Consider the following 18995-nt stretch of genomic DNA (forward strand, 5'->3'; position numbering starts at 1 on the left):
TGGGCTGAAGCCCAACAACAAGTTTTTTGTGTGTTAAACTATCTGAAGATAAGCGATTTCCATTGCTGAGATATTCAATCAATTAATTAACATTGGTTAAGTTTTATGGAAACTCAACAACTCCCAACCAAAGTCCAATTTACCCTAGATATTTCTCCTCCTTCTACAGAAATTCATCAACAAGCAGAATTAAAAGCTAAAACAGCCTATATTATGACTTTATTAGAGCATCAAATTATTAGCAATAGTCGAGCAGAAAAATTGTTAGGAATTTCTCGTTTAGCGCTGATTAATTTAATGAGTCAATATGGATTGTCTATTTTAGATGATAGTATGAGTTTAGAAGAATTTCAACAAGAAGTAGAACAGGCAAACACAATTTTGAAACAATATAACAAGTGATTATTATTTCTGATACAACGGCTTTTAGTGAATTAGCTAAGGTCGGACAGATGAATTTACTAAGAGATGTTTTTGGTCAGGTAATTATTCCTCAAGAAGTCTACAATGAAATAAACACAGGCTTTCATCCCGCAACCGAGCTTGTTCAAGAAGCCAATTGGTTAGAAATTATTAGGGTTAAAAATCCTCAACAAGTTAATCAGTTTCAATTAGAATATGATTTGGATTTAGGAGAATGTGCAGCAATTGTCTTAGCTCAGGAATTGAATGCTGATTTACTCCTCATTGATGAACGTTCTGCAAGACAATTGGCTCTATTAATGAATATAAAAATTATTGGTATGGTTGGTGTTCTCTTGTTAGCAAAACAACGGGGATTGATCACATCTGTTAAACAGATTCTTGATCAGCTTATTGAAAATGGCACAAGAATTAGCAAGCAGCTTTACCAATATGCACTAATAACTGCCGAAGAATGCTAAACTATCTGAATATATTTGAAGATACTCAGATAGAAACCTAATGAAATGACATTTCAGCCCAGCTACTTCAAAGCCGATTTCTTCAAAGTCCTGTCTAACCCGGTGCGTATCCAGATTTTAGACACCTTGCGCTTAGGAGAAAAAAGCGTTAACGATATCGCCCAATGGATTGAAGTTGAAGCATCTTCAGTCTCTCAGCAGTTAGCAATTCTGCGTCGCTATAATCTAGTCAAAGCCCGACGCCAAGGAAACTATATCTTTTACTGCATCCGTGACCCAGCGATTTTCAAAGTTCTTGATGCCGCCCTAGAAGTTTTTAATAACCATCTCGTAGAAGTGCGTGATGCTTTAGAAAATCTCGAAGATCCGAACTCTGAAGCTCGCAAATGACTATCACAAAATTAATTAGAGTAAATCACCGCCATGACAGAAGAAGTAATTAAACAAAACCGGGGCTTAGGTAATATTTTTAGCTCTTGGCGAGGTGATTTAACCGGGGGAATTACCGCCGCCATTGTAGCCTTACCCCTAGCCTTAGCCTTTGCGGTAGCCAGTGGAGTCGAACCCAAAGCCGGACTTTATACCGCCATTATCGCCGGGATTGTCGCGGCTATCTGTGGGGGGTCACAGGTACAAATTACCGGGCCGACCGGAGCCATGGCCGTAATTCTGATTGGAATTGTCAGTAAATACGGGATTGAGAAAGTTTGGATAGCCGGGGTCATGGCCGGAATCATTCAGGTGGCTCTGGGAGTGACTAAATTAGGCCAAATGGTGAAATTTATTCCCTATCCGGTCACCAGTGGCTTTACAAATGGGATTGCGGTGATTATTTTTTGTAGCCAACTGAATAATTTTTTCGGCCTAGATTTACCTCGAAGTGAACACTTTTTTCCTGGATTATTAGAAACTTTTAGCCATTTAGAAAATATTAATTGGGCAACGGTCAGTATTGCCAGCGTTGTGATTGTCACCAAACTATTTTGGGTCAAAATCACCCGTCTAATTCCCGGTTCTTTGGTAGGGTTAATTTTAGCAACCGGACTAACGGCCTATTTTCACCTGAATATTCAAATGATTGGCGAAATTCCCCAATCTCTACCCCTTCCCCATGGTATTCCCCATTGGCAAGATTGGGGCTTACTCCGAGAATTAATTAATCCCGCCTTAGCATTAGCAGCTTTAGGGAGTATTGAATCCTTACTGTCGGCGGTGGTCGCTGATGGGATGACCGTTAGCGATAAACACAATAGCAACCGAGAACTGATTGGTCAAGGATTAGCTAATATAATTGTTCCCTTTTTTGGGGGGATTCCAGCGACGGGAGCCATCGCCCGCACTGCTGTTAACGTCCGCTCTGGCGGGAAAACCCGTCTTTCGGGGGTGATTCACGGTGTGGCTCTGGCCCTAATTGTAGTTATATTCGCGCCTCTAGCCGCTCAAATTCCCCTAGCTGCCTTAGCGGGAATTCTGATGGTCACCAGTGTCAGAATGATTGAATGGGAAACCATTGGCTTACTGTTGAGGGCAGATTACGCTGATTTTGGGGTGATGTTACTGACTTGGGGGATTACAATTGGTTTTGATTTAATTCTGGCGGTGGAAGTGGGTTTGATTGCAGCAAGTGTTTTATTTATCAAACGAATGAGTGAACTGGAAATGGCTAAAGTTCCTCAAGAAGAAGCTTTTCCTCCTGGAATTCCTCTGGAATTGACTAAAGAAATTGCCGTGTATCGGGTTGATGGCCCCCTGTTTTTTGGGGCGGCGGAACGATTTGCTACCTTCTTAAGAGAAGAACCTCAAGTCAAGTATTTAATTTTACGACTGCGGTTTGTTCCTAATATTGATACCACGGCTTTAGTAGCTCTTGAAGACATCTATCAAGACCTCAAACGTCGGGGTTGTCGTTTGATTTTAAGTGGTCTACAACCTCAAGTTCAGCAACGTTTAGAACGGAGTGGTCTGTTGGAAAAAATTGGTCAAAATAACTGTTTTGAAACCACTGATGCAGCCATTCGCTCCTTGCAAGAACCTATTAAAGAAAAAGAGTTGGAATTTCAAACATGAACCATAATTTTCAGGGAATTCAGGGATGTGGCTGTCAGGGAAATTGTTCCCATTTGTTAAGTCGTCGTTGGTTTATGCGATCGCTTTTAACAACTATTGTTTCTATTCCTCTGTTGGAATTTGCTAAACCCGCCCTATCTGCAAATCATCACGCCAAGGCTTTAGTCTTAAGTTGTATTGATTTTCGGTTTATGAGCGCGGAACAGCAATTTCTGTCTAATATTTTACCCCAACAATATGACTGGACAGCCCTAGCCGGAGCTTCCTTAGCAATTTCTGGTTTTCCCCATCAAGCAGAATCAACGGTTTTTTGGGATCAATTAGAGTTATCCTATAAACTCCATGCTATTGAAAAAGTGATCATTTTAGATCATCAAGATTGTGGAGCCTATGCTAGTTTAATTGACCCTAACCTACATGAAAATCCCGAACGGGAATATCAAGCCCATGTTAATTATTTAAACCAAGCTTATACAGCAATTCGTGAGCGGTATCCGAGTTTGGATGTGGAACTCTATTTTGTTACCTTAGAGTCGCAATTCCAGGCGGTTACTCCAAAACCTGGTTTTTCTGCTTCTAGCGAAATCCTGAAGCGACAGAGGAACCCTGGAAAGATATAATCAAGATAGTCTTTTATTTTTAGTAAATGCCATGGCGAGACTTGATTATGTTCCATCTCAATCATCTTCGGGTTATCTGGGAAAAGGTGCTATCCTACTGACTATTTTAGCTGGAACCATGGCGTTTACCAATCCCCAACGAGAAGAATATATTAATTATGCTTCTGATCAATTATCCGCCGAAATTAAAAAATCCATTTGTAAAGAATCCCAAGTCCCGGAATTTTTAAAAGGATTTTCTAGTGCATTAGTAAATACTTGTAATAGCTTAGTAACCACCCAACGCAACTTAATTAAAGACACGGTAGATAAATCCACAACCCGACAAAATGCGATTTTATTTAGTGTTTATACCACCGAAGTTGCCGGATATAAATATCAAACATTAGGGGGATTTGGTAATTTTATGACCTTTCCGACAAAAGATCCAAATTCTTCTAAATCTACCGCCAAAAAATTAAATTAGGAAGTTTGATCAATTTCCGACTTTAATCGCAGGATAAAACTATCTCGGTTAACTTGATTCAAAATCTCTTGAATAGCGGTATCAATCCCCTGTTCACCCCAACTACAGCCTTTTTCTAAATAGACTTGTGCCGCCTGACCCACAGTATAGGTAAAATAGGCAGAAATCGAGGCTTGAGTAATAGCAATTCCGGCATAATTAGCGATATCTGTCGCTAACCCGGCGGCACTTTTACCAAATCCTAATATCCAACCACTACCCATTTCAGCTAATAGTAATCCTCCCGAACTTAATAGAATTTTTTTCCATAATTTCCCCGCTTGATAACTGGTCATGGGTAAACCATATAAACGCGCCAAAGACCGAATTAAAATTAAATCGCTAATGGTTGCACCCAATACATCTAAAATCGCAATCGGATTTAGGGCTACCGCTAGGGCTTTATAGCGAGTAAATTTCCAGATTAATTCCTCGGCTTCCGCCGCTTGCAATTGAATACTTTGACGAGCAATAATTCTTTCTGCTTCTCTCCCTTGAACTAAAGCATTTAACGCTAAAAGTGAGCGTCCTTCTCGATTTAATAGCTTTAAAATAATCTGTTTTAATTCATCAATTTGAGATGCGGGAGATTCCCATTCATAAGTTATTCGACCATCCGGCCATTCAATTCTTAACTGAATGGGTGCGGGTTCTGCGGATACTTTGACAATCTCAAATGGTTGGGAGTTATTGGAAGATTCAACAGTAGAAACATCTTGAATTTTAGCGAGTTTTTGTAAATTTTGATATATTTTTTCCCGTTCTATTTCCGTATATAAATCAATTTTATTAAAAACAATAATTAATGGTTTATGGGCATTTTGTAGTTCTAATAAAGCCTCATATTCGGTTCTGGTTAAATCCCCTGATACTACAAATAAAATTAAATCCGCTTGACGAGTGACTTCATGAGCCATATCCCCCCGTACCTGTCCGGCGACTTCATCTAATCCAGGGGTATCAATTAACTCCACTTGAATCGGATTTGATTCGTCAATATTATCAATTCGATTCGGTTCTTCAATCTGAGATAAAGGCACACTCCAACGAATAGAACGGGGCCATTGAGTTACCCCATTTAACGGCCCGGTTTGGAGAATTTTTTCCCCTAATAAAGCATTTAAAACCGCCGATTTTCCCCGACTAACTAAACCAAAAACCGCAATTCTAATAATTCCTTGTTCGAGCTTTTCTAAATTAGTTGATAGAATTTCTAACTGTTTTTGTAATGTCGCTTGTAATTCAGGATGGGAACTCCTGCGCCCCCGTTGTAAATGGTGATAACGGGATAAAGTTTGTTTTAAACTAGAACGAGCTTGATTAAAATGATTCATTATTAATGGGGAATGGGGATCACGGATTTAAGAGGATTTCACGGATTTTAATCTGTGTTAATCTGCGTAATCCTCTTAAATCCGTGTTTAAAAAATACCCAATTTAGGAGGAAGATAAAATATCTTCTAGGGCAGGTTTAACGGTGGGATATTGATAATTAAAATTGTAGGATAGGGTACGTTTGGGTAGGACTTGTTGACCTTGGAGGATAACTTGGGCCGCATCCCCTAATAACATTTCCAGGGCAAAATCAGGAACCGGAAGCCAGGAGGGACGATGGAGAACTTCCCCTAAAGCATGACATAACTGCCCCATTCTAACCGGGTTAGGGGCGGTAGCATTAAGCACCCCTTCAATTTGGGAATTGGTTAAACTTAATAGGATTAAATTAACTAAATCCTCTCGATGAATCCAAGAAAACCATTGTTCTCCCGAACCTAATGGCCCCCCGGCAAACAGTTTAAAGGGAGTGAGCATTTTTCCTAAAGCTCCCCCCATGGCTAAAACAATCCCTAATCTTAAAATCACTAAACGGGTTTCCGCTTCCTTAACCTGTTGGGCTGCGGTTTCCCAAGCGAGACAGACATTGGCTAGAAAATCTTGTCCAGAGGGGCTATGTTCATCAAAGAGGGCAGTTTCGCTGGTTCCGTAATAGCCGATCGCGGAAGCACTAACCAAGACACTAGGTTTAGAATTAGCTTGTGCGATCGCTTCGACTAATTTCTGGGTAGCCGTAGCCCGACTTTCTAAAATTTCCTGTTTGCGTTGCGGTGTCCATCTTTCATCGGCAATTCCCGCCCCGGCTAAATTCACCACCCCATCACATCCAGAAATGGCCTGTTGCCAAGCACCGGATATCGTGGGAGTGTAACCGACAATTTCTAACTGGGAATAGACAGAACTGGGAAACACCCGTTTGGCCCGTTCCCGATGACGGGTGAGAACTAATACCGAATGTCCTGACCGTTGGAGTCGCTCCACTAAACGACTGCCGACAAAACCTGTGGCTCCTGTAACTGCTACTTTCATTGAAATGACTCGTAATGGCTGAATAGTCGCACCTTTGTCTTTAGATTAACAAATCTTCGTCCCCTTCCCCGATAGGGTAACAAGCTAACATGGAGAAAATTAACCGAAACCCTGGGTGATCATCCCAACCCCCGCTAAAAAATCATCATGCTGACCCGAAAAAAATCTAAGCTACTTTTGGCTGTGGCGGCGCTGACTGTATGTGGGAGTGTCGCCGCAGCCCTTTACTTAACCACCGAGCGGTACAAAGCCTATAGTCCCTTAGAAAGTGGCAAACTGGTGCCGGATAGGGCAATCATGGCAACTTATCTGTCGGTAACGCCTCACGTCCTATCAGAATTAGAAAATTTTGGCACACCGGAAGCTCAAGCATTAGTGAGTCGGGGAATCAAAATTTTTCAACAACAGAGTTTAGCAGGGGCCACGATTAATTTTAACCGGGATATTCAACCTTGGATCGGCGGGGTGATGGTGGCTTTACTTCCTGCTGATGGAATTAAACCCGTAACAGACCCCCAATTATTAATGGTTGTGGGAATTAAAAATAAATGGAAAGCTTGGCAATTTGCCCAAAAATTAAATGCCTCATCGGATGTTAAATCTCAACAGAGTCAATATCGAGGGGTGACTCTATCGAGTTATACCGAAAAAACCGGAAAACAATATAACGTGGCAGTTATTAACGATCAGGCAGTAATCGCGGCTAATCCTGAAACCGTGAAATGGGCGATCGATACCTTCAGGGGTTCTCCTTCTTTGGTCAGTTTATCGGGAAAATCCGACCTATTTTTTAAAAGTGCCAATCTTGCTAATCCTCTAGTGACGGTGTTTATTGCCGATTATGATCGGTTAACACAGGATTTGAGCAGCACTTGGCCAGAAGTTTTGAGTTTATCCGGTCAATCCCTATCTTCGGTGAAACCGATTCAATCGATGGTCATTGGAGTTGGGGTAGAGGGGGATGGGATTCGCTTAACAGCGATGGCTCAGTTACGTCCCAATGGCACAGTATCCCAACAACTGCCGGAATTTGGGAAAATGATCGATCGTTTCCCCAGTAACACCCTGGCTCTGGTAAATAGTCATGATCTGCATCAATTTTGGTTAGAGTTTTTAACTTTGGGGGAAAATAACCGGGATTTGAAGAAGATAATTAGTCAAATTCGTTTGGGACTGCAAGCGATTAATTTAGACGCGGATAGGGAGGTGTTTGGCTGGATGGACGGGGAGTTTGCCCTGGCTGCGATCGCTTCTGAAAAAGGAGTATTAGCCTCCTTGGGGTTGGGGGGAGTGGTATTAATTGAAACTAGTGATCGCCCCGCCGCAGAAACAATGTTAAATAAACTCAATACTCTGGTTGCCGGGGGCAATCCTCCGATTAATATTGAACAACGGAGTTTATCTGGAATTGAGGTGACGGAATGGAATGATCCCAAACAGGGAACACTATTTGGACATGGATGGTTAAGTCCTAATGTGATGTTTGTTGCCTTTGGTGGGCCAGTAGTGGAAGCGATAACTCAGAACCCCACCGATCCCCTGAATCGAAGCCAACGGTTTCAGGAAATTAGCAAATCCCTACCGAGTTCTCATCATAGTTATGTCTATTTAGATATTGAAAAAATGACGTCTTGGGCAATGGGATATCTATTAGCATCCCCGGCGATCGCCCTTCAACCAAATAGAATGACTATGCTAAATTCGATTCGAGGTGTGGGAATTAGTGCTAGTTTTCCCGATCCTTCGAAGGTTGAGGTAGAGATGCTATTGGTACTCAAACCCAAAACTTAATCACGGATTTAAAGGATTACACAGATTACACGGTTTAAAAAGCAACAAAACTAAATTTGCGAAATCATTGTAATCTGCCTAAATTAGCGATAACTAATCACTGATAACTGATAACTGATAACTGATTTAAAGCGTATGCGTATACTGATTTACTCCTATAACTATTATCCTGAACCGATTGGTATTGCTCCTCTGATGACAGAACTCGCAGAGGGTCTGGTGAGGCGCGGCCATGAGGTGCGGGTGGTAACGGGAATGCCCAATTATCCAGAACGCCGGATTTATGAGGGATACCGGAATAAGTTATATCTGACAGAAGAACGAAATGGGGTGATGATTCAGCGCAGCTATATTTGGGTGCGTGGCCCGAAACCTGGATTATTGGATCGTCTGCTGCTGGATAGTAGTTTTATGGTCACAAGCATGGTTCAGGCGTTTAACGGTTGGCGACCTGATATTATTTTTGCTACGGTTCCACCTTTATTGGTGAGTATTCCGGTGAGTATTTATGCCTCGGTGCTCTGTTGTCCGGTGATCTTGAATATTCAGGATATTGTTTCGGAAGCTGCCTTGCGGGTGAAGTTGGTTAATCCCGATGGTATTGTGATTAAAACTGCTAAATTTGTGGAAAAGTTGACCTATGAAAAGGTAAATCGGATTAGTGTAATTGCGGATGGTTTTGTTGATAAATTAGTAGAACTAGGCATCCCAAAAAATAAAATTGTTTGTATTCCGAATTGGGTAGATACTAATTTTATTAAACCTTCATCAAAAACGAATAATTCCTTTAAAATTAAGTATCAACTTCAAGATCAGTTTGTCGTTCTTTATTCTGGGAATATTGCTTTAACTCAAGGTTTAGAAACGGTCATTAAAGCAGCAAAGTTATTACGGTCTATTCCTGAAATCTCTTTTGTCATTGCTGGAGAACACGAGGCTTTACAACAGTTAGAAAAGGTCTGTCAGGAATATCAAACGGAAAATGTTTTATTAATTCCCCTCGAACCCAGGGAAAAATTACCCGAGATGTTAGCGGCGGCGGATGTGGGATTAGTGGTGCAAAAAAGACGAGTAACGGTTTTTAATCTACCTTCAAAAATTCCGGTTTTATTGGCTAGTGGTTGTGCTATTATCGGCTCTGTTCCTGATACGGGAACGGCAAAAGATGTGATTCTTAAAAGTGGCGGGGGAATTGTGGTACCTCCCGAAGATGCGGAGAGTTTAGCCCAGGCGATTACTGAGCTTCACAAAAATCCAGAGCAGTTAGAAACCTTGGGTAATTACGGGCGAAAATATGCTGAGGAACATTATAGCATTGAACAGGCTTTAGACCGGTATGAACAGTTATTTACACAGGTATTATCCCCCGAATAGCCTATTTTATTTGGCTCCTATTGGGTTCTTTCCCAAAACTGAATCCTCCAAAATCGAAAATAATGATTAAAATAATCACTAGATCTTAATTTGATTGTTACCCTGGATTTCACACGAGGAAAAAAAACTGAATGGTTAATCATTCCCAAACCCAATATGCTTCTAAGCAAATGATATCTGGCGCCAATGTTGATGAGTATACCAGTCTGGAAACTGCCCTAGTCGCAGCCCGAGCCGCAGACGACCGGAAAGCGGATGATATTCTGGTTCTGCGTGTGTCAGAAGTCTCCTATTTAGCGGATTATTTTGTAATTGTAACCGGCTTTTCCCAAGCTCAACTGCGGGCAACTTCTCAAGCCATTTCAGACCAAGTAGAAATAGAATTAGAACGACTTCCCCTGAGAGTCGAAGGCCAAAGCGAGGGCAACTGGGTGTTAATGGATTATGGTGATGTGATTGTCCATATTCTGTTACCTGAAGGACGAGATTTCTATAAATTAGAGGCATTCTGGGGTCACGCCGAGCGAGTCAATTGGCAATCGGATTAATTAAACTCTAAAATCCTATTGAGAAGAAGCATCATCCCTCTGACTCGTAGGATTTGTTTGGCTATTCAATGCTTTAATTTCTGTTTCTAGCTTTTCTTTCGCGTCCTTGGCGGCTTGATAATCTGGCCAATATAGCAGGGGGAATAGAACCCCCTAATCCCCCTTTTTAACGGTAGTTTAGGGGGTTCTAATCTGGGTTATAGCAGTTGCCACATCTATTAGGACATTCTTGAAAGCTAAAAGCTACTTATAGTAAGTATTTACCTATTGCCCATTGCCCATTCCCTATTGCCTCTTGCTATATTATCAGGAGTTTTCAGCGACCCTTGATATTCGTGGGGAATTGGAAAAGAATCGCGGTATTAATCAACCTAATTAATGATTGGCGATAATTTCATCATCCGTTGAAAAATCCACTTCTGTTTGATCTAAACCCCGGGCTAAATAATCATTTTCAAAAGAATCTTTTAAACCGGAAATTAAATCAAATTCGGGTTTCCAGTTTAAATCCTGAATGGCTTTATGCACATCGGCAAAAAAGTGTTGGACTCGCATGGGAAATGCTTTGCGTTTGCCAAAATCAAACTGTTTAGGATCATAATGAATTAGTTGAATTGTATCTAAGGATTTCCCCGCCGCCACAGCACAAGCCTTTGCTAAACCATCGAAGGTAACATAACGTTCTCCCGAGATATTATACACCTGACCAATAGCTTTTTGATTCCCTAAAATCCCAGCCATTGCGGTTGCTAAATCCTTGACATGACCTAACTGGGTCAGGTGAAATCCATTCCCGGGAATGGGAATTGGACGACCCGCCACAATCCGATCAAAAAACCAGGATTCTAAGGGATTATAATTCAATGGCCCATAAATATAGGTAGGACGAATCGATGTCCAGGGTAAATTTTGGGCTTGCAAATAACTCTCGGTTTCGTATTTGCCTAAATGACGACTTTTCGGGTCAGTGGCATCTCCTTCAATATGGGGCATTTGATCGGATTTTAAATACACTCCAGCCGAACTCATATAAACAAAATGTTCCACCCGATCTTTAAATAAATTTGCGAGGGGTTTTGTATCATTAAGTTCCCGTCCATTATTATCAAAAATGGCATCAAATTGTTGGTTAGCCAGTTTTTCTTGAATTTGGTTGGCATCGGTGCGATCGCCATGAATTTGTTGAATTCCTTCAACGGGAGCAGGTTTTTTACCACGATTAAATAGAACAACTTCATGCCCTTGTTCAACTAATATTTTAGTTAAATAAACCCCGATAAATCGGGTTCCACCCATGATTAAAATTCGCATTTTTATCCCCTAAAAAAGTTCAATAATGACAAGAACTAGATCTATAGAACCCTGAAGGGCTCACTACGAAAAACTCTCCGGTCTAAAACCAGCAATTAATAAATATAAATTGCCCCGGTATTTTGAATATTAATTGCATTATCTCCGGCAACACCAGCACCCGTTTTTACGGTAACATTAACCCCATTATCTTGCACATCAATTCCATAATCCAGAACGGCGGCTCTATCGATGGAATTAATCACAATATCAGAATTAACCGGAACATTATTCATCGTAACCTGGCCCCCTGGAGCAATTTTAGTATTTGTTTTTCCCGTCGTTAATCCCGTTTCTAAATTATATCCAGTTTGATTCGTGATGGTCACTGTTATCGGTTGATTGGGATTAATTCTGGCTACGGGTTGCCAAGCCCCAGGGGTATAGGTTTGGGCGGGAGTTCCCTGAATTACGGGTACTGGAATATCAATTGGATCTTGAGCTTGAGCGGAGGATAGGGATAAAAAAATAATCCCCATACCGCAACAACCTGTTAATAAAAAAGGATGGAAAGGATCAGGGAATTTAATCATGGATTTCACCGAGTCTGTTAATCGAGCTATAGTAGTTGTGGCTAATAGTTAGAACAAAGACTGATCAGCAAACCTAGGTGAAAGTCTTTCAATTAATTTCCCAGCCTACTGATAACTGATCACTGATTACCGATCATGCGGATACTTGATTAACGGAACATACTGCTCACGGAGCTATCTTCATGAATCCGCCAAATCGTTTCACCGACCAAATTAGCAACAGACAAAACCTTTAACTGATCAAACTGTTTTTCGGGTACGATCGGAATTGTATTAGTCACAATGACTTCTTCAAGTAACCCACTCGATAGACGTTCGATGGCGGGAGGAGAGAAGACCGCATGGGTGGCGCAGGCGTAGACTTGACGCGCCCCCTCTCGACGGAGTAAACGAGCGCCTTCAGAAATTGTCCCAGCCGTATCAATCATGTCATCAACTAAAACGGCGGTTTTACCCTTAACATCACCAATTACATTCAGAACTTCGGCGACATTATGGGCTTGACGGCGTTTATCAATAATCGCTAAAGGGGCGTCATTGAGTTTTTTAGCAAAGGCTCTAGCCCTGGCTACTCCACCGACATCGGGGGAAACAACTACCAGATCGGGTAATTGTTTGCTGATCAGGTAATCTAAAATTACCGGAGAACCGTAGACATGATCAACAGGAATATCGAAATACCCTTGAATCTGGGCTGAGTGTAAATCCATGGCCAGAATCCGACTAGCACCCGCTTCAGTAATCAGGTTGGCCACTAATTTTGCGGTGATTGACTCGCGACCTGCGGTTTTGCGATCGGCTCTAGCATATCCGTAATAGGGGATAACAGCTGTAATTTGGCGGGCAGAAGCCCGTTTACAGGCATCGATCATGATCAATAACTCCATCAGGTTGTCATTGACCGGATAGCAGCAGGGTTGGATCAAATAAACATCACAGCCTCGAATGGACTCTTGAATCTGGATGTAAATTTCTCCATCGGCGAATCGCTTACGAACCATTGGCCCTAAGTCAATTCCTAAATAACGGCTTACCTCTTGGGAAAGAGGAACATTTGCCGAGCCTGAAAATAGTCGTAACCGACCATGATCAGCAACCAATGGCTCAGAGTAAGGAAGGGGTAATATAGCAGAACGGATCACGGCGAACCCTCACAGTTCATTCACAGTTCATTTGTCACAATTTTATCATGGATTTATCAGTAATCGGTAATCCATAATCGGTAGTCAGTCATCGGTGTTAACCTTGAGGGTTGTGTCTAAGCCTTATAATATAAGGGATTGATTTTTTATTAGTGGTTTTTCGCTGTACTCACCGCCATTGAAGCATGACTCAAACTGCTATTCCCGTTGGAACAATTCTACAAAACCGCTACCGCTTGATTAGCATTTTAGGTCAGGGGGGTTTTGGTCGTACCTATTTAGCTGAAGATCAAGGAAGGTTTAACGAGCGCTGCGCCCTGAAAGAATTTATTCCTGTCCAAACCGGAACCTACGCCCTGCAAAAATCCCAAGAACTATTCCGCCGGGAAGCGCAAATTCTCTACCAAATTCGTCATGCTCAAATCCCCCAATTTGGGGCGGTTTTTGAAGAAAACCAACGGTTATTTTTAGTTCAAGATTATGTGGAGGGCAAAACTTACCACGCCCTATTAATGGAGAGAAAAAACACCCCTTCAGGCTTTCCAAAAACCTTTACAGAGGCAGAAATTGTGCTGTTTTTACGGCAAATGTTGCCGATTTTAGCCCATATTCATAATTTAGGAATTATTCATCGAGATATTTCTCCTGATAATATTATTTTACGTCATCAAGATCAACTCCCGATCTTAATTGATTTCGGGGTGGTGATTGAATTAGCAACCCGGATTAATACCCCTGATTTAACCTTGCCTCCGGCGACTCGGGTGGGAAAATTAGGCTATGCCCCCTTTGAACAAATTCAAACGGGACAGGCATTTCCTAGCAGTGATTTATATGCCTTAGCGGTGACAGCAATTGTTTTATTAACCGGGCAAGAACCTCAATATTTATTAGATCAAACGACTTTATCTTGGAATTGGCGACCCTATACTCAGGTTAGTTATAATTTCGCTCAAATTATCGATAAAATGTTAAGTCGGCAACCGAGCGATCGCTATCAATCGGCCCCAGAAGTTGAACAAGCCATACAAACCCTGAATCAGCCGTTAAATTTTCCCTCGACACAGCAAAATCAACCGCGCCCGACCTCTCCATCCACTCCCCAACCTCCGAACCCTGATTTTTCCCAGCTTCCCACCCTGGCGGTAGGACGGCCGTTAGTCAGTCAACCCGTGCAACAGCAGGCCCAGAATCCTCCTGGGGTTCCGACTCCCAACCCTCCCCAACTTCCTGACCCCGATGTTTTGGGTTCTCAACCTATTTGGGAAAAACCCGCAACGGTGATAATAGTGGGTTTTCTGGTAGCCTGTTTAGCGGCTTGGGGTTCTTGGGCTTTGGTTAAGGGATTGCTGAAAGCCAATGATCGTTCCCCTGATGATCAGACTTCCCAGGTAAATCCGCCCAGCGCGAGTCCGTCTATTCCCTTACCTGGTATACCATTACCGAACCTGACACCGCCTCCGAATTTACCATCGCCGCTTCCAACAACGACTCCAGGGGTGTCAACGCCCTCCACAGAACGCCTAAATTTAGCCGTTGGGGATGCCAAGGTAGTTGAGGGTAATCTCAAGGCGAATCAAGCGATTAATTATGTGGTTCCTGCGGAAGCGGGACAACAGTTTTATGCGTCGGTTAGTGGAGATGGAGTATTACTGACGTTGGTTGGCCCGGATCAACAACCGATTAATCAGGCCACATCGGTATCGTTATGGCAGGGAACTCTCCCCTCCACCGGGGATTATACGGTGATTCTCAAGGCTATCCCAGGACTACCCGAAAGCAACTATAAGTTAGAACTGACTTTAATTAATACCCTTCCCCCGGTGACTCTCCCTGAACCCGCACCCGAACCTGAACCTGAACCGATACCTCAGCCAACTTTTGCACCTGAACCCCAACCTCGACCTCAACCAACTTTTGCACCCGCACCCCCACCTCAACCGACTTTTGCCCCTACACCTGAACCCACGCCTCAACCTACACCTCAACCCACCCCCGAACCTACTGTTGTACCGACTCCCGAACCGACTCCAATTCCAACACCGGAACAGACCCCCGAACCTTCCTTGGAACCGAGTCTGGCCCCGGAACCTCCCAAGGAGGAAACACTGGAGCCGAGTCCGGTTCCAGGAACGGAATCTAAACCGACAACGGGATCTAAGTTTTAAGGCTTAGGACGCTGGGACGGCATCGGGGTTAACTTTTTCCGTTAGACTATTTAAGCATCAAAAATATTGAGATAGGTGAGCATGGTGAACAAGACTTTATTGATTGCCGGAACGGATACAAATGTGGGGAAAACAGTATTAACAACGGCATTAATTTCCTATTGGCAAACCTATTATTTATCTCGAAGTTTAGGGGTATTTAAACCGATTCAAACTGGCCAGGGGGATCGGGAATTATATACTCAACTTTTTGATTTAGGTCAGTCGATTGAAGACATTAATCCTTTGCATTTTGCAGCCCCTCTTGCTCCTCCAATTGCAGCCGAATTAGAAGGAAAAATAGTCGATTTACAGTTAGTTTGGTCGCAGTTATGTCAGTTACAGCAGCGTCGGGATTTTGTGTTAATAGAAGGGTTGGGCGGTTTAGGATCTCCGGTGACAAATGAATTGATTGTTGCCGATTTGGCAAGGGATTGGCATTTACCAACTATTTTAGTAGTTCCGGTGCGTTTAGGTGCGATCGCCCAAGTTGTGGCTAATGTTGCTTTAGCTCGACAAACGGGAGTATTCCTAAAAGGTTTGGTCTTAAATTGTGTCGAACCCTGTTCAGAACAGGACATTGAAAATTGGACTCCTACCCGTTTAATTGAATCTTTAACCCAAATCCCAGTTTTAGGAATTTTACCGCATCTTGATACACCAACCGATCGGGAAAAATTGACTCAAATTGCCTCGAATTTAGATTTAGAAACTATTTTTAATTAATTAAAATAATCTAATTTTAAAGTTACCAATAAACCGTAGGGGCGGGTTCTGTCAGAATTTAGGTTAAGCAGAAATAATCTGAAAAAACCCGCCCAAACCCACCATTGATCTTCAGTTAATCAGGAATTTATTGGGTAATAATTGGGGCGGGTTTAGGTAGATGATTTATACAATTGAAAGATTAATTCAAAACCCGCCCCTACAAATATTAAAATAATGTTATAATAAGTTTTAATCCTTAATAAATTTTTCAGATTTTCCGCATACCGATGGTTTCTACAATTCCCTGCTTAAATTCCGTTAATCTCTCACGACTACGACTAGATATTCGTAACTTACAGCCACAGTTAATCGAATGGCGTCGCCATTTACATCAGTATCCCGAATTAGGATTTAAGGAAACTTTAACGGCGGAATTTGTTGCCGAAAAACTCAAAAAATGGGGAATTGAGCATGAAACCGGAATTGCTAAAACCGGAATTGTGGCTATTATTGATAGTGGAAAACCTGGGCCAGTTTTAGCGATTCGCGCTGATTTAGACGCCTTACCCATTCAAGAGGAAAATGATGTTCCCTATAAATCTCAACATCAGGGAATTATGCACGCCTGCGGTCATGATGGTCATACGGCGATCGCATTGGGAACAGCCTATTATTTAGCCCATCATCGTCAGAGTTTTCAAGGTTTAGTTAAAATTATTTTTCAACCCGCCGAAGAAGGGCCCGGCGGTGCGAAACCGATGATTGAGGCGGGGGTTTTAAAAAACCCGAATGTGGATGCTTTAATTGGGTTACACCTATGGAATAATTTACCCTTGGGAACTGTGGGAGTCCGTAGTGGGGCGTTAATGGCGGCGGTAGAAAAATTTCAATGTACAATTTATGGAAAGGGCGGACATGGTGCGATTCCCCATCAAACTATTGATTCAATTGTTGTGGCTTCCCATATTGTTTTAGCCCTACAAACCATTGTTTCTCGCAATGTTAATCCCTTAGATGCCGCCGTTGTTAGTGTGGGTTCCCTTCAGGCGGGAAAAACCGATAATGTGATTGCTGATAGTGCGAAAATGTTGGGGACAGTGCGCTATTTTAATCCTACCTATAAGGGATTTTTTGGAAGTCGAGTTGAACAAATTATTGCCGGAATTTGCCAAAGTCATGGAGCAAGTTATGAACTTAATTATGCCTCTTTATATCCGACCGTGTTTAATGACAAACGAATCACGGAGTTGGTACAAAGTGTGGCGGAAACTTTAGTGGAAACTCCGGCGGGGGTTGTGCCAGAATGCCAAACCATGGCAGCGGAAGATATTGCCTATTTTCTCCAAACTGTTCCGGGTTGTTATTTCTTTTTGGGTTCGGCAAATGCGGACAAAAATTTGGCTTTTCCCCATCATCATCCCCGTTTTGATTTTGATGAAACTGTCTTAGCTATGGGGGTAGAAATGTTTGTGCGGTGTGTGGAAAAATTCTGTATTTCAAAACTCTGATAACTGATAAATGATGACTGATTATTTTTATTTGCAAAACTCAAATTTAGCAATATCTTTGGGTAAGGATGGAGCATGGGGAACCTGAACTCCTTTCGGCGCTAAAATACCAATGCCATAAACACATCCGTCCTTTGTGGTACAACTGGTCATATTCAGATTGAGTTCATAAATATTAGCAGCCGGAGGTTTAAATGGCATCACAGATAATGTATCTTTTTCTGATTGTAAAACCTTCCCATCCAGAGTTTTAATACTTAAATTTACATCGGTACAATTTTCGTCACAGTAGCCCACAAATAAATATTCTATTGCAGGATCAAGTCTGATGGTTAGAGGAGCATTTGCTTTCGCTGGCCCCTTGCGGACAATTGGCCAAAATGCTAATTCAAAACCGTCTCTCCCCGCATCCTTAACTACTTCCTTGAGTTTACAAATGACTGTTTTCTCATCTGCGGTGAGTTCCCTAGCAACCGCAGTCCCCAGGAATACGGTACCCAACAAAAGCGCAAATCCAGGCAAGATTAAATGTTTGCTGTTCATCGATAATTTTTGGGAAGGGATGGTACGTCGCGAAATTGAAAGTATTCAGGAGGATATCATATTCTGGCACAATTGCTACTATAGTGCTACGCATTACAGTTAGGACACTTTTGAGTTCTGAAACCCTTTCACTGCTTACTGTTCCCTATTCCCTGTTCCCTAGGGCTATAGCATTATGGGCTTTTAAGTCATCTATCGTAAATAGACTCTGAAATTCTAAGCCTTCCTGCTGATAGAGTTCCCCGCCCCCCTGTTGTCGGTCTACTAAAGCGATAATATGATGGGCTTGATATCCCGCATCCTGTAGGCGTTTGACCGCTTTCATCGCCGACTGTCCCGTGGTCACTACATCCTCCAGGACTACCACCTGGGCACCCGGGGGTAAAGTTGGCCCCTCAATATAGGCCTGGGTTCCGTGTCCTTTGGCTTCCTTGCGAACAATTAAGGCAAAAACTGGCCGATTTTCATAGGCAGAAACCACACTTACCGCCGAGACCATGGGGTCAGCACCGAGGGTCAATCCGGCCACCGCTTGGGTATCTTCGGGTAACATTGCTAATAACAAACGGCCGATGGCTAAAGCGCCATGAGGGTGTAAAGTGACTTGTTTCCCATTAATATAGTAGGAACTCGGTTGACCGGAAGAAAGTATAAAATCTCCTTCTTTATAAGCGACCTGACAAAATAAATCCAGTAGCCAATGGCGCAGGGTTGCTAAGTCCGTTGTGGCGACAGACTGATTCAGAATTACCGGATGTTGATGTTGATCCATTGATGATTAGAAGGGATTGAGTGCATTTTCTTAGTTTACTATAGAAGTTGATAAATTTTATAAAGATTTATGATTTCTT

At 42.3% G+C, this 18995-nt stretch carries 19 protein-coding genes; 12 read left to right on the forward strand and 7 right to left on the reverse strand.

All coding sequences use genetic code 11. The features are described from left to right. Positions 1-105 precede the first annotated feature (105 nt). From AC2D3N_RS03450 to AC2D3N_RS03475, 6 genes are read left to right on the forward strand one after another with little or no spacing between them, the layout of a single operon-like run. A complete protein-coding gene (locus AC2D3N_RS03450) occupies positions 106-402 on the forward strand; it encodes a UPF0175 family protein (RefSeq protein WP_079679542.1) in 297 nt (98 codons plus the stop codon). Then, positions 399-884, forward strand: a complete 486-nt coding sequence (locus AC2D3N_RS03455) for a PIN domain-containing protein (RefSeq protein ID WP_079679543.1) — start codon at positions 399-401, stop codon at positions 882-884. Before AC2D3N_RS03450 ends, AC2D3N_RS03455 begins: the two co-directional genes overlap by 4 nt. Before the next feature lie 45 nt (positions 885-929). Continuing rightward, on the forward strand, positions 930-1274 hold the full coding sequence (locus tag AC2D3N_RS03460; RefSeq protein WP_484692787.1) for an ArsR/SmtB family transcription factor: 345 nt from the start codon (positions 930-932) through the stop codon (positions 1272-1274). A gap of 33 nt (positions 1275-1307) precedes the next feature. Beyond that, positions 1308-2951 carry a SulP family inorganic anion transporter gene (locus AC2D3N_RS03465; RefSeq protein ID WP_484692788.1) on the forward strand — a complete coding sequence of 548 codons (1644 nt, stop codon included), beginning with the start codon at positions 1308-1310 and terminating at the stop codon, positions 2949-2951. After that, entirely contained in the window at positions 2948-3571 is a 624-nt protein-coding gene (locus AC2D3N_RS03470; RefSeq protein ID WP_079679546.1) for a carbonic anhydrase, read from the forward strand. The genes AC2D3N_RS03465 and AC2D3N_RS03470 overlap by 4 nt, the downstream gene beginning before the upstream one ends. A gap of 31 nt (positions 3572-3602) precedes the next feature. Beyond that, complete coding sequence (locus AC2D3N_RS03475) at positions 3603-4037, forward strand: DUF4359 domain-containing protein (protein ID WP_079679547.1); 435 nt, start codon at positions 3603-3605, stop codon at positions 4035-4037. On the opposite strand, the gene AC2D3N_RS03480 is transcribed toward AC2D3N_RS03475, so the two are convergent. Continuing rightward, entirely contained in the window at positions 4034-5410 is a 1377-nt protein-coding gene (locus AC2D3N_RS03480; RefSeq protein ID WP_484692789.1) for a GTP-binding protein, read from the reverse strand. The genes AC2D3N_RS03475 and AC2D3N_RS03480 overlap by 4 nt on opposite strands. 103 nt (positions 5411-5513) lie before the next feature. Then, positions 5514-6440, reverse strand: a complete 927-nt coding sequence (gene thyD / locus AC2D3N_RS03485; RefSeq protein ID WP_484692790.1) for a thylakoid membrane protein ThyD — start codon at positions 6438-6440, stop codon at positions 5514-5516. A gap of 147 nt (positions 6441-6587) precedes the next feature. Here thyD and AC2D3N_RS03490 point away from each other — a divergent pair, with 147 nt between their 5' ends. From AC2D3N_RS03490 to rsfS, 3 genes are all read left to right on the forward strand, one after another. Next, positions 6588-8231, forward strand: coding sequence for a DUF3352 domain-containing protein (locus AC2D3N_RS03490; protein ID WP_484692791.1), 1644 nt, complete (start codon positions 6588-6590; stop codon positions 8229-8231). 135 nt (positions 8232-8366) lie between these two features. Further along, positions 8367-9605 carry a glycosyltransferase family 4 protein gene (locus AC2D3N_RS03495; RefSeq protein WP_484692792.1) on the forward strand — a complete coding sequence of 413 codons (1239 nt, stop codon included), beginning with the start codon at positions 8367-8369 and terminating at the stop codon, positions 9603-9605. 131 nt (positions 9606-9736) lie between these two features. Continuing rightward, the gene (gene rsfS, locus AC2D3N_RS03500) at positions 9737-10153 is read left to right on the forward strand and encodes a ribosome silencing factor (RefSeq protein ID WP_079679552.1); all 417 of its coding nucleotides are present in this window, start codon (positions 9737-9739) and stop codon (positions 10151-10153) included. A 375-nt stretch (positions 10154-10528) separates the two neighbouring features. On the opposite strand, the gene AC2D3N_RS03505 is transcribed toward rsfS, so the two are convergent. The 3 genes from AC2D3N_RS03505 to AC2D3N_RS03515 all read right to left on the reverse strand — a co-directional run bounded on the left by AC2D3N_RS03505 (position 10529) and on the right by AC2D3N_RS03515 (position 13178). After that, on the reverse strand, positions 10529-11464 hold the full coding sequence (locus tag AC2D3N_RS03505; protein ID WP_484692793.1) for an NAD-dependent epimerase/dehydratase family protein: 936 nt from the start codon (positions 11462-11464) through the stop codon (positions 10529-10531). A gap of 95 nt (positions 11465-11559) precedes the next feature. Next, positions 11560-12036, reverse strand: a complete 477-nt coding sequence (locus AC2D3N_RS03510; protein WP_079676606.1) for a hypothetical protein — start codon at positions 12034-12036, stop codon at positions 11560-11562. A 149-nt stretch (positions 12037-12185) separates the two neighbouring features. Further along, positions 12186-13178, reverse strand: coding sequence for a ribose-phosphate pyrophosphokinase (locus AC2D3N_RS03515; protein ID WP_079676607.1), 993 nt, complete (start codon positions 13176-13178; stop codon positions 12186-12188). Positions 13179-13363: 185 nt separating this feature from the next. Here AC2D3N_RS03515 and AC2D3N_RS03520 point away from each other — a divergent pair, with 185 nt between their 5' ends. The 3 genes from AC2D3N_RS03520 to AC2D3N_RS03530 all read left to right on the forward strand — a co-directional run bounded on the left by AC2D3N_RS03520 (position 13364) and on the right by AC2D3N_RS03530 (position 17601). Beyond that, positions 13364-15346: a protein kinase domain-containing protein gene (locus AC2D3N_RS03520; RefSeq protein WP_484692794.1), complete on the forward strand. Its 1983-nt coding sequence runs from the start codon at positions 13364-13366 to the stop codon at positions 15344-15346. A gap of 81 nt (positions 15347-15427) precedes the next feature. Continuing rightward, entirely contained in the window at positions 15428-16111 is a 684-nt protein-coding gene (gene bioD / locus AC2D3N_RS03525; RefSeq protein ID WP_484692795.1) for a dethiobiotin synthase, read from the forward strand. Positions 16112-16380: 269 nt separating this feature from the next. Then, entirely contained in the window at positions 16381-17601 is a 1221-nt protein-coding gene (locus tag AC2D3N_RS03530) for a M20 family metallopeptidase (RefSeq protein WP_079676610.1), read from the forward strand. Positions 17602-17628: 27 nt separating this feature from the next. Here AC2D3N_RS03530 and AC2D3N_RS03535 read toward each other — a convergent pair whose 3' ends face one another. Then, the gene (locus AC2D3N_RS03535; protein WP_079676611.1) at positions 17629-18144 is read right to left on the reverse strand and encodes a hypothetical protein; all 516 of its coding nucleotides are present in this window, start codon (positions 18142-18144) and stop codon (positions 17629-17631) included. A gap of 145 nt (positions 18145-18289) precedes the next feature. Continuing rightward, a complete protein-coding gene (gene pyrE / locus AC2D3N_RS03540; RefSeq protein WP_079676612.1) occupies positions 18290-18916 on the reverse strand; it encodes an orotate phosphoribosyltransferase in 627 nt (208 codons plus the stop codon). Between the last annotated feature and the right edge of the window lie 79 nt (positions 18917-18995).

It is taken from the genome of Planktothrix sp. PLAVEN19ND (genome assembly GCF_057220675.1).